We start from the raw sequence: 15741 nt of genomic DNA, 5'->3' as shown, positions 1-15741 counted from the left end.
CGGATCGGCGCCGAGGTCGTGACCGGCGACATCCTGGTGGGGAAGGTCACGCCCAAGGGTGAGACGGAGCTGACTCCCGAGGAGCGGCTGCTGCGTGCGATCTTCGGTGAGAAGGCGCGTGAGGTGCGTGACACCTCGCTGAAGGTGCCGCACGGTGAGTCGGGCAAGGTCATCGGTGTGCGGGTGTTCAGCCGTGAGGAGGGCGACGAGCTTCCCCCGGGTGTCAACGAGCTGGTGCGCGTGTACGTGGCGCAGAAGCGCAAGATCACCGATGGTGACAAGCTCGCCGGCCGTCACGGCAACAAGGGCGTCATCTCCAAGATCCTGCCGGTGGAGGACATGCCGTTCCTGGAGGACGGCACGCCGGTCGACATCGTGCTCAACCCGCTGGGCGTGCCCGGCCGGATGAACGTCGGCCAGGTGCTGGAGACACATCTGGGGTGGATCGCCGCCCGCGGATGGGACGTCAGCGGGGTCGAGGAGGCCTGGGCCGAGCGCCTGCGCGACAAGGGCCTGGACAGGGTCGAGCCCTGGACCAAGGTCGCGACGCCGGTGTTCGACGGCGCCCACGAGGGTGAGATCGTCGGCCTGCTGGACAACACCCTGCTCAACAGGGACGGCTCCCGCATGGTGGGGGAGAACGGCAAGGCGCGGCTGTTCGACGGCCGCTCCGGCGAGCCGTTCCCGCACCCGATCTCGGTCGGCTACATCTACATCCTGAAGCTGCTGCACCTGGTCGACGACAAGATTCACGCTCGCTCGACCGGTCCGTACTCGATGATCACCCAGCAGCCGCTGGGTGGTAAGGCGCAGTTCGGCGGCCAGCGCTTCGGCGAGATGGAGGTGTGGGCCCTGGAGGCCTACGGCGCGGCCTACGCGCTGCAGGAGCTGCTGACGATCAAGTCCGACGACGTCCTGGGCCGGGTGAAGGTCTACGAGGCCATCGTCAAGGGCGAGAACATCCCCGAGGCGGGCATTCCGGAGTCCTTCAAGGTCCTCATCAAGGAGATGCAGTCGCTCTGTCTGAACGTCGAGGTCCTCTCCAGCGACGGCATGTCGATCGAGATGAGGGACACCGACGAGGACGTCTTCCGCGCGGCCGAGGAGCTCGGCATCGACCTGTCCCGGCGTCCCCACGAGGGCGCGATGACCGTCGACGAGGTCTGATTCAAAAGGGGATTATCTAGTGCTCGACGTCAACTTCTTCGACGAGCTGCGCATCGGCCTCGCGACCGCCGACGACATCAGGCAGTGGTCGCACGGCGAGGTGAAGAAGCCGGAGACCATCAACTACCGGACCCTCAAGCCGGAAAAGGACGGGCTCTTCTGCGAGAAGATCTTCGGTCCGACCCGGGACTGGGAGTGCTACTGCGGCAAGTACAAGCGCGTCCGCTTCAAGGGCATCATCTGTGAGCGCTGTGGCGTCGAGGTCACGCGCGCCAAGGTGCGCCGCGAGCGGATGGGCCACATCGAGCTGGCCGCTCCGGTCACCCACATCTGGTACTTCAAGGGCGTCCCGTCGCGCCTCGGTTACCTGCTCGACCTGGCCCCGAAGGACCTGGAGAAGGTCATCTACTTCGCGGCGTACATGATCACGCATGTCGACATCGAGATGCGTGACCGCGACCTGCCGTCGCTGGAGGCGAAGATCTCCGTCGAGCGGCAGCACATCGAGCAGCGCCGTGACGCCGACATCGAGGCCCGCCAGAAGAAGCTCGAGGCCGACCTGGCCGAGCTGGAGGCCAGCGGCGCCAAGGGCGACGCCCGCCGCAAGGTGCGTGAGGGCGCCGACCGCGAGATGCGTCAGCTCCGCGACCGTGCCCAGCGTGAGCTGGACCGGCTCGAGGAGGTCTGGAGCCGCTTCAAGAACCTCAAGGTCCAGGACCTGGAGGGCGACGAGCTGCTCTACCGCGAGATGCGCGACCGGTTCGGCCGCTACTTCCGCGGCGGCATGGGCGCCCAGGCCATCCAGGAGCGGCTGGCCAGCTTCGACCTGGAGGCCGAGGCGGAGAACCTGCGGGAGACCATCCGCAGCGGCAAGGGCCAGAAGAAGGCCCGCGCCCTCAAGCGGCTCAAGGTCGTCGCGGCGTTCCTCAACACCCGCAACTCGCCGAGCGGCATGGTCCTCGACTGCATCCCGGTGATTCCGCCGGACCTGCGGCCGATGGTCCAGCTCGACGGTGGCCGCTTCGCCACCTCGGACCTGAACGACCTGTACCGACGGGTCATCAACCGGAACAACCGCCTCAAGCGTCTGCTCGACCTCGGCGCGCCCGAGATCATCGTGAACAACGAGAAGCGGATGCTCCAGGAGGCCGTCGACGCCCTGTTCGACAACGGCCGCCGCGGCCGCCCGGTCACGGGCCCCGGCAACCGTCCGCTGAAGTCCCTCAGCGACATGCTGAAGGGTAAGCAGGGTCGTTTCCGGCAGAACCTGCTCGGCAAGCGTGTCGACTACTCCGGCCGTTCGGTCATCGTCGTCGGCCCGCAGCTCAAGCTCCACCAGTGCGGCCTGCCCAAGCAGATGGCGCTGGAGCTGTTCAAGCCGTTCGTGATGAAGCGCCTGGTGGATCTCAACCACGCGCAGAACATCAAGTCCGCCAAGCGGATGGTCGAGCGGTCCAAGCCGGTCGTGTGGGACGTGCTGGAAGAGGTCATCACCGAGCACCCGGTGCTGCTCAACCGTGCGCCCACCCTGCACCGCCTGGGCATCCAGGCCTTCGAGCCGCAGCTCGTCGAGGGCAAGGCCATCCAGATCCACCCGCTCGTCTGCACCGCGTTCAACGCGGACTTCGACGGCGACCAGATGGCGGTGCACCTGCCGCTGTCGGCCGAGGCCCAGGCCGAGGCCCGGATCCTGATGCTGTCCACCAACAACATCCTCAAGCCGGCGGACGGCAAGCCGGTGACGATGCCCACCCAGGACATGGTCATCGGTCTGTACTGGCTGACCACCCAGAAGGAGGGTGGCCGCGGCGAGGGCCGGGTGTTCGCCACGGTGTCGGAGGCTCTCATGGCCTTCGACCGCCACGAGCTGGACATCCAGGCCAAGGTCCAGGTGCGGCTCAAGGACGTCCCGCCGCCGCGGGGCTGGGAGGCCCCCGAGGGCTGGGAGTCCGGCGACCCGATCCGGCTGGAGACCACGCTGGGCCGGTGCCTGTTCAACCAGACGCTGCCCGCCAACTACCCCTTCGTGAACTACCAGGTCGGCAAGAAGCAGCTCTCGGCGATCGTCAACGAGCTGGCCGAGCGGTACCCGAAGGTGGAGGTGGCCAACGCGCTCGACTCGCTGAAGGACGCCGGCTTCTACTGGGCGACCCGCGCCGGTGTCACGATCTCCATCGAGGACGTCGTGGCGCCGCCGAACAAGGCCGAGATCATGGAGTCGTACGAGAGGCGGGCCGACAAGGTCCAGCGGGAGTACGACCGCGGTCTGATCACCGACGAGGAGCGCCGTCAGGAGCTCATCGAGATCTGGACCCACGCGACGGCGGATGTCGAGACCGACATGGTCAACGCGTTCCCGGCGACCAACCCGGTCTGGATGATGGTCAACTCCGGCGCCCGCGGTAACCGCATGCAGGTGCGGCAGATCGCCGGTATCCGTGGTCTGGTGTCCAACACCAAGGGTGAGACGATCCCGCGTCCGATCAAGTCCTCCTTCCGTGAGGGCCTGTCGGTGCTGGAGTACTTCATCTCCACCCACGGCCAGCGGAAGGGTCTGGCGGACACCGCGCTGCGGACCGCCGACTCCGGTTACCTGACCCGTCGTCTGGTCGACGTCGCGCAGGACGTCATCGTGCGCGAGATCGACTGCGGCACCGACCGGGCCGTCCCGCTGCACGTCGGCGAGCGCGACGCCCAGGGCAACCTGGCCAAGGCCGAGAACGCCGAGAGCAACGTGCACGGCCGCATCCTGGCCGAGGACGTCGAGGTGGACGGCAAGCTCATCGCGTCGGCGGGCGTCGACATCAACGACGACGTGGTGACGGCGCTGGTGAACGCCGGCATCGAGACGGTCAGGACCCGCAGCACGCTCGTCTGCGAGGCCAAGATCGGTGTCTGCGCGACCTGCTACGGCCGCTCGCTGGCCACCGGCAAGCTCGTGGACGTCGGCGAGGCCGTCGGCATCATCGCGGCCCAGTCCATCGGTGAGCCCGGCACCCAGCTGACCATGCGTACCTTCCACACCGGTGGTGTGGCGGGCGCCGACATCACCCACGGTCTGCCGCGTGTCCAGGAGCTGTTCGAGGCCCGCATCCCCAAGGGTGTGGCCCCGATCAGCGAGGTCGCCGGCCGGATCCGGATCGACGAGACCGACAAGACCCGCAAGATCGTGGTCACTCCGGACGACGGCTCCGACGAGGTCGCCTACCCGGTGTCGATGCGGTCGCGGCTGCTGGTCTCGGAGGGGCAGCACGTCGACGTCGGCCAGCTTCTGATCGCCGGTGCGCGCAACCCCAACGAGGTCCTGCGCATCCTCGGCCCGCGTGCCGTCCAGCTCCACCTGGTGGACGAGGTGCAGCAGGTCTACCGCTCGCAGGGTGTGTCGATCCACGACAAGCACATCGAGGTCATCGTCCGCCAGATGCTCAAGCGCGTGAACGTGCTGGAGTCCGGCGACACCGAGCTGCTGCCCGGCGAGCTGGTCGAGCGGCCGCGCTTCGAGGCGATGAACCGTCAGACCGTGGCGGAGGGCGGCCAGCCGGCCTCCGGTCGTCCGGTCCTGATGGGTATCACCAAGGCGTCGCTGGCCACCGAGTCGTGGCTGTCGGCGGCGTCCTTCCAGGAGACGACGCGAGTCCTCACCGACGCGGCGATCCACGCCAAGTCGGACTCGCTGCTCGGCCTCAAGGAGAACGTCATCATCGGTAAGCTCATCCCGGCCGGTACGGGCATGCCCCAGTACCGCAACATCCGGGTGGAGCCGACCGAGGAGGCCAAGGCCGCGATGTACACGGTCGGCGGCTACGACGGCTCCGCGGCGGACTACACCTTCGGCTCAGGCAGCGGCGAGGCCGTCCCGCTGGAGGAGTACGACTTCGGCCAGTACGGCCGTTGACAGGTCGCCGCGGTGAGCGATCGCCGCGGCGGGGACGTACGGAAGCGGCCCGGGGCATCCCGCCCCGGGCCGCTTTTCCGTTGTCCGTGTTCCGCGTACGCGCGCGGCGCCGGGTGCGGACGGCGCGGAAAGCGTGAGAAGCCGCTCGTGGGGACGGTATGATGGGAGGCCGAGTCCTTCGGCGGTCTGGTTTGGGCCGTCGGTGTCGTGGCATGTCGAACAGCGGTGCACGTCCCTCCGTGGTCGTCCTCCTCTGTTTTGACGTGTTGTACGGGGGCGGGTAGGCTTTACCACCGTGCCCGTCTATGGGCTCGCATGCGTGCGCTCAAATGCCGCTTCTCGATGAGAGGGGCGTGCGGGGGGCGCCGCGTGACTCCTCCAGATCGACCGGATCTGCCCGGGTGTGATGCGACCAGCGCGCGACACGCCCGACCGCGGGGGTCGAAGGGGATGGAAAACCAGCAGGTCATGACACCGGCAGTACCTGCAAGCCTGTGAGAGGCGGCGTCGCCACCTCGACCGGGTCCTACGTATCACCGGCTAGGCACGAAACGGAGACGCGGTGCCCACCATTCAGCAGTTGGTCCGTAAGGGCCGGCAGGACAAGGTCAGCAAGACCAAGACTCCTGCCCTCAAGGGGAGCCCGCAGCGGCGCGGCGTTTGCACCCGCGTTTACACGACGACCCCCAAGAAGCCCAACTCGGCGCTGCGCAAGGTGGCCCGTGTTCGGCTCACCAACGGCATCGAGGTCACGGCTTACATCCCCGGGGTGGGCCACAACCTCCAGGAGCACTCGATGGTGCTCGTGCGTGGTGGTCGTGTGAAGGACCTGCCGGGTGTTCGCTACAAGATCATCCGTGGTTCGCTGGACACTCAGGCCGTCCGCAACCGCAAGCAGGCCCGCAGCCGCTACGGCGCGAAGAAGGAGAAGAGCTGACATGCCGCGCAAGGGTTCCCCTGGCCGCCGCCAGCTGGTCGCTGACCCGGTGCACAACTCGCCGCTGGTCACCGCTCTGATCAACAAGGTTCTCCTGGACGGCAAGCGCTCCCTCGCGCAGTCGATCGTCTACGGCGCCCTCGAGGGCTGCAAGGACAAGACCGGCAACGACCCGGTCGTCACCCTCAAGCGCGCTCTCGACAACGTCCGCCCGACGCTCGAGGTGAAGAGCCGCCGCGTCGGTGGCGCCACCTACCAGGTGCCGGTCGAGGTCAAGGCCTCGCGCAGCACCACGCTGGCGCTGCGGTGGCTCGTCCAGTACTCCCGCGCACGCCGCGAGAAGACCATGACCGAGCGGCTCATGAACGAGCTGCTCGACGCGAGCAACGGCCTCGGCGCCAGCGTCAAGCGGCGCGAGGACACGCACAAGATGGCCGAGTCCAACAAGGCCTTCGCCCACTACCGCTGGTAGTGAGCACCGACGACGAGTTAAGGACGCGAAGAAGTGGCCACCACGACCGCTCTTGACCTGGCCAGGGTCCGCAACATCGGGATCATGGCCCATATCGACGCGGGCAAGACCACGACGACTGAGCGCATCCTGTTCTACACCGGCATCAACTACAAGATCGGTGAGGTTCATGAGGGCGCTGCCACCATGGACTGGATGGAGCAGGAGCAGGAGCGCGGCATCACCATCACCTCCGCCGCGACCACCTGCAGCTGGCTTGATCACACGATCAACATCATCGACACGCCCGGACACGTGGACTTCACCATCGAGGTCGAGCGGTCGCTGCGTGTTCTCGACGGCGCGGTCGCGGTGTTCGATGGCGTCGCCGGCGTCGAGCCGCAGTCGGAGACGGTCTGGCGCCAGGCCGACCGGTACGGCGTGCCCCGCATCTGCTTCGTGAACAAGATGGACCGGGTCGGCGCGGAGTTCCACCGCTGTGTCGACATGATGATCACCCGGCTGGGTTCCACGCCGGCGGTCATCCAGCTTCCCTGGGGCGTCGAGGCCGACTTCAAGGGCGTCATCGACCTGGTGAAGATGAAGGGCCTGCTCTGGAGCGCCGAGGCGGCCAAGGGCGAGATGTACGACACCGTCGACATCCCGGCCGACCACGCCGACGCCGCCCGTGAGTGGCGCGACAAGCTCGTCGAGACCGTCGCCGAGAACGACGACGAGCTCATGGAGCTCTTCCTGGAGGGCGTCGAGCCCACCGAGGAGCAGCTCGTCGCGGCCATCCGCCGGGCGACCATCAGCAGCGCGATCAACCCGGTCCTGTGCGGCACCGCCTTCAAGAACAAGGGCGTGCAGCCCCTGCTCGACGCGATCGTCGCCTACCTCCCCGCTCCCACCGACATTCCGGCCTTCAAGGGCCACGCGGTGGGCAACGAGGAGGAGGCCATCGAGCGCCACGCGGACCCGAACGAGCCCTTCGCGGCGCTGGCGTTCAAGATCATGAGCGACCCGCACCTGGGCAAGCTCACCTACATCCGCGTCTACTCCGGAACGCTCGAGACCGGCACCACCGTGGTGAACTCGGTCAAGGGCAAGAAGGAGCGGATCGGCAAGATCTACCAGATGCACGCGAACAAGCGCGAGGAGCGCCCGTCCGCGACCGCTGGTCAGATCGTGGCCGTCATGGGCCTGAAGGACACCACCACCGGCGACACTCTGTCGGACCCGGTCAAGCAGGTCGTCCTCGAGTCGATGACGTTCCCCGCGCCGGTCATCAACGTCGCGATCGAGCCCAAGACCAAGGGCGACCAGGAGAAGCTGGGCACCGCGATCCAGCGGCTGGCCGAGGAGGACCCGTCCTTCCAGGTCCGCCGTGACGAGGAGACCGGTCAGACGGTCATCTGGGGTATGGGCGAACTCCACCTGGAGATCCTCGTCGACCGGATGCGCCGCGAGTTCAAGGTCGAGGCGAACGTCGGCCGCCCGCAGGTCGCCTACCGCGAGACCATCCGCCGCAAGGTGGAGAAGGTCGAGTACACGCACAAGAAGCAGACCGGTGGTTCCGGCCAGTTCGCGCGCGTGATCATCAACCTGGAGCCGCTGGGCGAGGGCAACGACGGTTACGAGTTCGAGAACAAGGTCACCGGTGGCCGCATCCCGCGGGAGTACATCCCGTCGGTGGACGCGGGCGCGCAGGAGGCGGCCGAGTTCGGCGTGCTCGCCGGCTACCCGATGGTCGGCGTCAAGGTCACGCTTCAGGACGGTGCCTTCCACGAGGTCGACTCGTCGGAAATGGCCTTCAAGATTGCCGGCTCGATGGCCTTCAAGGAGGCCGCGCGCAGGGCAGACGCCGTACTCCTCGAGCCGATGATGGCCGTCGAGGTCACCACGCCCGAGGACTACATGGGAGACGTCATCGGCGACCTTAACGGTCGTCGCGGACAGATCCAGGCAATGGACGAACGGTCCGGCGCCCGTGTGATCAGGGCGCTCGTTCCGCTCTCCGAGATGTTCGGCTACGTGGGCGACCTGCGCAGCCGCACTCAGGGACGGGCGAGCTACAGCATGCAGTTCGACTCCTACGCGGAGGTGCCCCCGGGCATCGCCAAGGAGATCGTCGCGAAGGCTCGGGGCGAATAGTTCCGCACCACTGTGGCGGGGCGCCGTAGAGATCGTCGCCCCGTAGCCAGAGGGGCTCGGGACGAATAGTTCCGCTCGGTGCACGGCGGGGGAGTGCTCCCGCCGTGCACAGCCTGAGGTAGAAGACGAAAGTCAAGTCAGAATCTCTAAGGAGACAGACCAGTGGCCAAGGCCAAGTTCGAGCGGAACAAGCCGCACGTGAACATCGGCACCATTGGGCACATCGACCACGGCAAGACCACTCTGACCGCGGCGATCACCAAGGTGCTTCACGACCGTTTCCCGCAGCTCAACGAGGCGACCCCGTTCGACAAGATCGACAAGGCGCCCGAGGAGAAGGCTCGCGGAATCACCATCTCCATCGCGCACGTCGAGTACCAGACCGAGAAGCGCCACTACGCCCACGTGGACTGCCCCGGTCACGCCGACTACGTGAAGAACATGATCACCGGTGCCGCCCAGATGGACGGCGCGATCCTGGTGGTCGCGGCGACCGACGGTCCGATGCCGCAGACGAAGGAGCACGTCCTCCTGGCCCGCCAGGTCGGCGTCCCCTACATCGTCGTGGCCCTCAACAAGGCCGACATGGTCGACGACGAGGAGATCCTGGAGCTCGTCGAGCTCGAGGTCCGCGAGCTGCTGTCCGCCCAGGAGTTCCCGGGCGACGACCTGCCGGTCGTGCGCGTCTCGGCGCTGAAGGCGCTCGAGGGCGACGAGAAGTGGGGCGACTCCATCATCGAGCTCATGAACGCCGTGGACGAGAACGTCCCCGAGCCCGTTCGTGACACCGACAAGCCGTTCCTCATGCCGATCGAGGACGTGTTCTCGATCACCGGTCGTGGCACCGTCGTCACCGGCCGTATCGAGCGCGGTGTCGTCAAGGTCAACGAGACCGTCGACATCATCGGCATCAAGGAGAAGAGCACCACGACGACCGTCACCGGCGTCGAGATGTTCCGCAAGCTCCTCGACGAGGGCCAGGCCGGTGACAACGTCGGTCTGCTCCTCCGCGGCATCAAGCGTGAGGACGTCGAGCGCGGCCAGTGTGTCATCAAGCCGGGCACGACCACCCCGCACACCGAGTTCGAGGCGCAGGTCTACATCCTGTCCAAGGACGAGGGCGGCCGCCACACGCCGTTCTTCAACAACTACCGTCCTCAGTTCTACTTCCGTACGACTGACGTGACGGGCGTCGTGAACCTGCCGGAGGGCACCGAGATGGTCATGCCCGGTGACAACACCGAGATGACCGTCCAGCTCATCCAGCCGATCGCGATGGAGGAAGGCCTCAAGTTCGCGATCCGTGAGGGTGGCCGCACCGTCGGCGCCGGTCGCGTCACGAAGGTCATCAAGTAGCAGCACCGCTGGGCGGCGGTCGGGTCCACCGGGCCTGACCGCCGCACCGCGCAGGGGCCGGCGACGGCCCCCCCACGGACGACGAGACCGTGATCTCGCAGTGCTTTCGGCCGCACTTCGACCGAAGTCACTGCCAGATCACGGAACACCGGACCGAATCCGGGCGTCGGTCATGTGGAAACAGACCTGCGGCAACAGGCCGCGCGAAGCTTTATAGGACGACAGCGAAGGACACCGAGGCCATTATGGCGGGACAGAAGATCCGCATCCGGCTTAAGGCGTATGACCACGAGGTCATCGACAGCTCGGCCAAGAAGATCGTCGAGACGGTGACGCGGACCGGCGCCAAGGTCGCTGGCCCGGTGCCGCTGCCGACCGAGAAGAACGTGTACTGCGTCATCCGGTCGCCGCACAAGTACAAGGACAGCCGCGAGCACTTTGAGATGCGTACGCACAAGCGGCTGATTGACATCATCGACCCGACGCCGAAGACGGTTGACTCGCTCATGCGTCTCGACCTTCCCGCCGGCGTGGACATCTCGATCAAGCTGTAAGGAACGCACTGACATGGCTAAGCAGATCAAGGGCGTCCTGGGCAAGAAGCTCGGCATGACCCAGGTCTTCGATGAGGCGAACCGGGTGATCCCGGTCACCGTCGTCGAGGCCGGTCCGTGCGTGGTGACCCGGGTCCGCACTCCGGAGAAGGACGGCTACTCCGCCGTCCAGCTCGGCTACGGGCAGATCGACCCGCGCAAGGTGAACAAGCCCCTGGGCGACTACCTGCGCAAGCACGACATCACCCCGCGCCGCTACTTCGCCGAGGTTCGCACCGACGACGCCTCCGAGTACACGGTCGGCCAGGAGCTCCTCGCCGACACCTTCGAGGCCGGCCAGTACATCGACGTCACTGGCAAGAGCAAGGGCAAGGGCTTCGCCGGTGTCATGAAGCGCCACAACTTCCGTGGTCTGGGCGCTTCGCACGGTACCCAGCGCAAGCACCGCTCCCCGGGTTCCATCGGCGGTTGCGCCACCCCGGGCCGCGTCTTCAAGGGCCTGCGCATGGCCGGCCGGATGGGCAACGTCCGCACGACGGTCCAGAGCCTCAAGGTGCACGCCGTGGACGCCGAGAAGGGCCTCATCCTGATCAAGGGTGCGATCCCCGGCGCCAACGGCAGCCTGGTTCTCCTCCGCACCGCTGCCAAGAAGGGGGTTGCTGCGAAGTGACCACGACCATTGACGTCCTCGACGCCAGCGGCGCCAAGACGGGGACCGTCGACCTCCCCGAGGAGGTCTTCGGGGCCAAGGTCAACGTCCCGCTGATCCACCAGGTGGTCGTCGCCCAGCTCGCCGCTCGCCGGCAGGGGACCCACGCCACCAAGACCCGTGGCGCCGTTTCCGGCGGCGGCAAGAAGCCGTACCGGCAGAAGGGCACCGGCCGCGCCCGCCAGGGCTCGACCCGCGCGCCGCAGTTCGCCGGCGGTGGCACCGTCCACGGCCCGCAGCCGCGCTCGTACGAGCAGCGGACGCCCAAGAAGATGAAGGCGGCCGCCCTCAAGGGCGCGCTGTCCGACCGGGCCGGCGGCGGCCGCGTCCACGTGGTGGACAGCCTCGTCACGGGTGACACGCCCAAGACCAGGGCCACCCTGGAGGCGCTGCGCAAGATCACGCAGGCCCGCAGCGTGCTCGTCGTGGTCGACGAGAACGACGAGCTGACCTGGCTCAGCCTGCGCAACGCGCCCGAGGTCCACCTGCTGGACGCGGGACAGCTGAACACCTACGACGTGCTGTGTCACGACGACGTGGTCTTCACCCGTGAGGCCTACGACCAGGTCGTGGCCCGGCTGGCGAACAGCGGGAAGGAAGAGGCCTGATGCAGAAGATCGCCGACCCGCGCGACATCATCCTCAAGCCGATCGTCTCCGAGAAGAGCTACGGCCTGATCGATGAGCACAACAAGTACACGTTCCTGGTGCGCAAGGGTGCCAACAAGACGCAGGTGAAGATCGCCGTCGAGCAGATCTTCGGTGTCAAGGTGACCGGCGTGAACACGATCAACCGCCAGGGCAAGCGCAAGCGGACCAAGCTCGGTTACGGCCAGCGCCCGACCACCAAGCGCGCGATCGTGAGCCTGGCCGAGGGCGAGCGGATCGACATCTTCGGTCAGATCGGCTAGCACCTGCCGCAGCGGGGAGAGGGGCCCCTCGCCATCGTGCGAGGGACCGGCCCCGAGGAAGAGAGCACCGGGGGGACCGCCGTGAGGCGGACCCCGACCGGTACGAACCGACGAAGGATGAACGAAAAAGATGGGCATCCGTAAGTACAAGCCGACGACTCCGGGTCGGCGCGGCGCGAGCGTCTCGGACTTTGCCGAGATCACGCGCAGCACCCCGGAGAAGTCGCTGCTTGCCCCACTGCACAGCAAGGGCGGCCGTAACGTCCACGGCCGGGTGACCGCCCGGCACCAGGGAGGCGGGCACAAGCGCGCCTACCGGATCATCGACTTCCGCCGCCACGACAAGGACGGGATCCCGGCCAAGGTCGCGCACATCGAGTACGACCCGAACCGGACCTCCCGCATCGCGCTGCTCCACTACGCCGACGGCGAGAAGCGCTACATCCTCGCCCCGGTCGGCCTCAAGCAGGGGGACCGGATCGAGAACGGCCCCACGGCCGACATCAAGCCGGGCAACTGCCTGCCGCTGCGCAACATTCCGACCGGTACCTTCATCCACGCGGTGGAGCTGCGCCCCGGTGGCGGCGCCAAGCTCGGCCGCAGCGCCGGTGCGCAGATCCAGCTGCTCGCCAAGGAGGGCATGTACGCCACGCTGCGTATGCCGTCCGGAGAAATGCGCCAGGTCGACGTGCGCTGCCGGGCCTCGGTGGGCCAGGTGGGCAACGCCGAGCAGGCCAACATCAACATCGGCAAGGCCGGCCGCAACCGCTGGAAGGGCAAGCGCCCCACAGTCCGCGGTGTCGCCATGAACCCGGTCGACCACCCGCACGGTGGTGGTGAGGGCAAGACCTCCGGTGGTCGCCACCCGGTGAACCCGAAGGGCAAGCCCGAGGGCCGCACGCGGCAGCCGAACAAGCCGAGCGACCGGCTGATCATCCGTCGTCGGAGCAAGAGGAAGAAGCGGTAGGAGCAGCCGATATGCCACGTAGTCTTAAGAAGGGTCCCTTCGTGGACGACCACCTGCAGAAGAAGGTGGACGCCCAGAACGAGAAGGGCACCAAGAACGTCATCAAGACGTGGTCGCGGCGCTCCATGATCGTGCCCGACATGATTGGTCACACGATCGCCGTGCACGACGGCCGCAAGCACGTTCCGGTGTTCGTCACCGAATCGATGATCGGTCACAAGCTCGGTGAGTTCGCCCCCACGCGGACGTTCCGCAGCCACGTCAAGGAAGACCGCCGCAGCCGGCGGTAAGCGCCTTCAAGCCAGCAGTTAGAGGAGAAAGCGATGGAAGCCAGGGCACAGGCGCGGTACGCGCGCCACACGCCCCGGAAGGCCCGCCGTGTGGTGGACCTCATTCGCGGGCTGCCCGCTTCGGAGGCGCAGGCCGTGCTGCAGTTCGCTCCCCAGTCGGCGAGCGAGACCGTCTACAAGGTGCTCTCGAGCGCGATCGCGAACGCTGAGCACAACTTCAAGCTCGACCGGGAGACGCTCTTCGTGAGCCGCGCATGGGTAGACGAGGGTCCGACCCTCAAGCGTTTTCGCCCGCGCGCCCAGGGTCGTGCCTATCGGATCAACAAGCGGACCAGCCACATCACCGTGATCGTGGAGTCCCGCGAGCCGAAGGGAAGGACCCGCTAGTGGGCCAGAAGGTTAACCCGCACGGGTTCCGCCTCGGCATCACGACCGACTTCAAGAGCCGGTGGTACGCCGACAAGCTGTACAAGTCGTACGTCGCCGAGGACGTGTCGATCCGCCGCATGCTGCAGAAGGGTATGGAGCGGGCCGGCATCTCCAAGGTCGAGATCGAGCGCACGACCGACCGCGTCCAGGTCGACATCCACACCGCCCGGCCGGGCATCGTCATCGGCCGTCGCGGCGCGGAGGCCGACCGCATCCGCGGCGACCTGGAGAAGCTGACCAAGAAGCAGGTCCAGCTGAACATCCTCGAGGTGAAGAACCCCGAGATCGACGCGCAGCTCGTCGCGCAGGGCGTGGCCGAGCAGCTGTCCAGCCGCGTCTCGTTCCGCCGGGCCATGCGTAAGGCCATGCAGTCCGCCATGAAGAGCGGGGCCAAGGGCATCCGTGTCCAGTGCTCCGGCCGTCTGGGCGGCGCCGAGATGTCGCGCTCGGAGTTCTACCGCGAGGGCCGCGTGCCCCTGCACACGCTCCGCGCGGACGTCGACTACGGCTTCTACGAGGCCCGCACCACCTTCGGCCGCATCGGCGTGAAGGTGTGGATCTACAAGGGCGAGGCTCCGACCAGCCGTTCCGAGCGGGAGGCGGCCGCGGCCGGCGCCCGCGCGAGCCAGCGTCGTGAGCGCGACGACCGTCGCGGTGGCGCGGGCGAGCGTCCGCGTCGTGGCGGCGAGCGTCCGCGTCGTGGCGGCGCGGGCCGTAACGACCGTGCACCCAGGACTGAGGCGGCCGCGCAGGCCGCCCCCGAGACCGGCCCGGCGGAGCAGCCGGGTGCTGAAGGGAGCTGACCATGCTGATCCCGCGCAGGGTCAAGCACCGCAAGCAGCACCGGCCCGACCGCAGCGGCGCCGCCAAGGGCGGCACCCGGGTCGTCTTCGGCGAGTTCGGCATTCAGGCGCTTGAGCACTCCTACGTGACCAACCGCCAGATCGAGGCCGCGCGTATCGCCATGACCCGGCACATCCGCCGTGGCGGCAAGGTGTGGATCAACATCTTCCCGGACCGCCCCCTGACGAAGAAGCCGGCCGAGACCCGCATGGGTTCCGGTAAGGGTTCTCCGGAGTGGTGGATCGCCAATGTCAAGCCCGGCCGTGTCATGTTCGAGCTGTCCGGTGTCGCCGAGCCCGTGGCCCGTGAGGCCATGCGGCGCGCGATGCACAAGCTCCCCATGAAGTGCCGTTTCGTCAAGCGTGAAGTGGGTGAGGCGTGATGGCTAAGGGTCTGACCGCCGCGGAGCTGCGTGTCGAGGACCAGGAGGTGCTGGTCCAGAAGCTGAAGGAAGCCAAGGAGGAGCTGTTCAACCTCCGCTTCCAGTCGGCGACGGGTCAGCTGGAGAGCCACGGGCGGCTGCGCGCCGTCCGCCGCGAGATCGCCCGCATCTACACCGTGATGCGCGAGCGCGAGCTCGGAATCGTCACGGTCGAGAAGGAGCCGAGCGATGTCTGAAGCAACCGAGACCCCGACCACTGAGACGACCGCGGAGACTCAGCGGAACTACCGCAAGACCCGCGAGGGCCTGGTCGTCAGCGACAAGATGGACAAGACCGTCGTCGTCGCCGTCGAGGACCGCGTCAAGCACCCGCTGTACGGCAAGGTCATCCGCCGTACGACCAAGTACAAGGCCCACGACGAGCAGAACACCTGCGGCGTCGGCGACCGTGTCCTCCTGATGGAGACCCGGCCGCTGTCGGCCACCAAGCGGTGGCGGGTCGTCGAGATCCTCGAGAAGGCCAAGTAACACCACAGACGCGCCTCGTGGGGGGTGGGAGACCGCCCCCCATGATGGTGTCCAAGGGGCGGGGCCGACCATCGGTCCCGTCCGCCCGCGGCGGCGGTCGTACGGCTGTCGCCGAGGGAAAAAGACCACATCAGGTTCGGCCAGGCTCACCGTGAGGGTGAGAACCGGC

General features: G+C 67.3%; 17 protein-coding genes. All 17 read left to right on the top strand.

The annotated features are described in order from the left end of the window. On the top strand, positions 1 to 1167 hold a 1167-nt coding region (locus ACIBK1_RS21975), incomplete at its 5' end, for a DNA-directed RNA polymerase subunit beta (RefSeq protein WP_449566887.1). Positions 1168 to 1186: 19 nt separating this feature from the next. After that, complete coding sequence (locus ACIBK1_RS21970; protein WP_357319269.1) at positions 1187 to 5062, top strand: DNA-directed RNA polymerase subunit beta'; 3876 nt, start codon at positions 1187 to 1189, stop codon at positions 5060 to 5062. 562 nt (positions 5063 to 5624) lie between these two features. Then, entirely contained in the window at positions 5625 to 5999 is a 375-nt protein-coding gene (gene rpsL / locus ACIBK1_RS21965) for a 30S ribosomal protein S12 (RefSeq protein WP_030508316.1), read from the top strand. Between the two features lies 1 nt (position 6000). Next, a complete protein-coding gene (gene rpsG, locus ACIBK1_RS21960) occupies positions 6001 to 6471 on the top strand; it encodes a 30S ribosomal protein S7 (protein WP_030508317.1) in 471 nt (156 codons plus the stop codon). A gap of 84 nt (positions 6472 to 6555) precedes the next feature. Beyond that, positions 6556 to 8604, top strand: coding sequence for an elongation factor G (gene fusA, locus ACIBK1_RS21955; RefSeq protein ID WP_051761814.1), 2049 nt, complete (start codon positions 6556 to 6558; stop codon positions 8602 to 8604). Between the two features lie 162 nt (positions 8605 to 8766). Then, positions 8767 to 9960, top strand: coding sequence for an elongation factor Tu (gene tuf / locus ACIBK1_RS21950; RefSeq protein WP_030508319.1), 1194 nt, complete (start codon positions 8767 to 8769; stop codon positions 9958 to 9960). 245 nt (positions 9961 to 10205) lie between these two features. After that, positions 10206 to 10514 carry a 30S ribosomal protein S10 gene (rpsJ, locus tag ACIBK1_RS21945; protein WP_012887830.1) on the top strand — a complete coding sequence of 103 codons (309 nt, stop codon included), beginning with the start codon at positions 10206 to 10208 and terminating at the stop codon, positions 10512 to 10514. A gap of 13 nt (positions 10515 to 10527) precedes the next feature. After that, positions 10528 to 11184 (top strand): 50S ribosomal protein L3, encoded by a 657-nt coding sequence (gene rplC / locus ACIBK1_RS21940; protein WP_030508320.1) that lies wholly within the window; start codon positions 10528 to 10530, stop codon positions 11182 to 11184. After that, the gene (gene rplD / locus ACIBK1_RS21935) at positions 11181 to 11831 is read left to right on the top strand and encodes a 50S ribosomal protein L4 (RefSeq protein WP_076432503.1); all 651 of its coding nucleotides are present in this window, start codon (positions 11181 to 11183) and stop codon (positions 11829 to 11831) included. Before rplC ends, rplD begins: the two co-directional genes overlap by 4 nt. Then, complete coding sequence (gene rplW / locus ACIBK1_RS21930) at positions 11831 to 12133, top strand: 50S ribosomal protein L23 (protein ID WP_030508322.1); 303 nt, start codon at positions 11831 to 11833, stop codon at positions 12131 to 12133. Before rplD ends, rplW begins: the two co-directional genes overlap by 1 nt. A gap of 130 nt (positions 12134 to 12263) precedes the next feature. After that, positions 12264 to 13100: a 50S ribosomal protein L2 gene (rplB, locus tag ACIBK1_RS21925; protein WP_030508323.1), complete on the top strand. Its 837-nt coding sequence runs from the start codon at positions 12264 to 12266 to the stop codon at positions 13098 to 13100. An 11-nt stretch (positions 13101 to 13111) separates the two neighbouring features. Then, a complete protein-coding gene (rpsS, locus tag ACIBK1_RS21920) occupies positions 13112 to 13390 on the top strand; it encodes a 30S ribosomal protein S19 (RefSeq protein ID WP_030508324.1) in 279 nt (92 codons plus the stop codon). A gap of 33 nt (positions 13391 to 13423) precedes the next feature. Continuing rightward, positions 13424 to 13777: a 50S ribosomal protein L22 gene (rplV, locus tag ACIBK1_RS21915; protein ID WP_030508325.1), complete on the top strand. Its 354-nt coding sequence runs from the start codon at positions 13424 to 13426 to the stop codon at positions 13775 to 13777. Continuing rightward, complete coding sequence (gene rpsC, locus ACIBK1_RS21910; RefSeq protein WP_030508326.1) at positions 13777 to 14622, top strand: 30S ribosomal protein S3; 846 nt, start codon at positions 13777 to 13779, stop codon at positions 14620 to 14622. The genes rplV and rpsC overlap by 1 nt, the downstream gene beginning before the upstream one ends. A 2-nt stretch (positions 14623 to 14624) precedes the next feature. Next, a complete protein-coding gene (gene rplP, locus ACIBK1_RS21905; RefSeq protein WP_030508327.1) occupies positions 14625 to 15044 on the top strand; it encodes a 50S ribosomal protein L16 in 420 nt (139 codons plus the stop codon). Next, positions 15044 to 15280: a 50S ribosomal protein L29 gene (gene rpmC, locus ACIBK1_RS21900; RefSeq protein WP_030508328.1), complete on the top strand. Its 237-nt coding sequence runs from the start codon at positions 15044 to 15046 to the stop codon at positions 15278 to 15280. The genes rplP and rpmC overlap by 1 nt, the downstream gene beginning before the upstream one ends. After that, positions 15273 to 15572, top strand: coding sequence for a 30S ribosomal protein S17 (rpsQ, locus tag ACIBK1_RS21895; protein WP_030508329.1), 300 nt, complete (start codon positions 15273 to 15275; stop codon positions 15570 to 15572). The genes rpmC and rpsQ overlap by 8 nt, the downstream gene beginning before the upstream one ends. Positions 15573 to 15741 lie beyond the last annotated feature (169 nt).

This window comes from Microbispora rosea, assembly GCF_044460045.1.
Lineage (GTDB): Bacteria > Actinomycetota > Actinomycetes > Streptosporangiales > Streptosporangiaceae > Microbispora > Microbispora rosea.
Note: the sequence above shows the minus strand (reverse complement) of the source record. Positions and strands in the feature narration are given on the sequence as shown.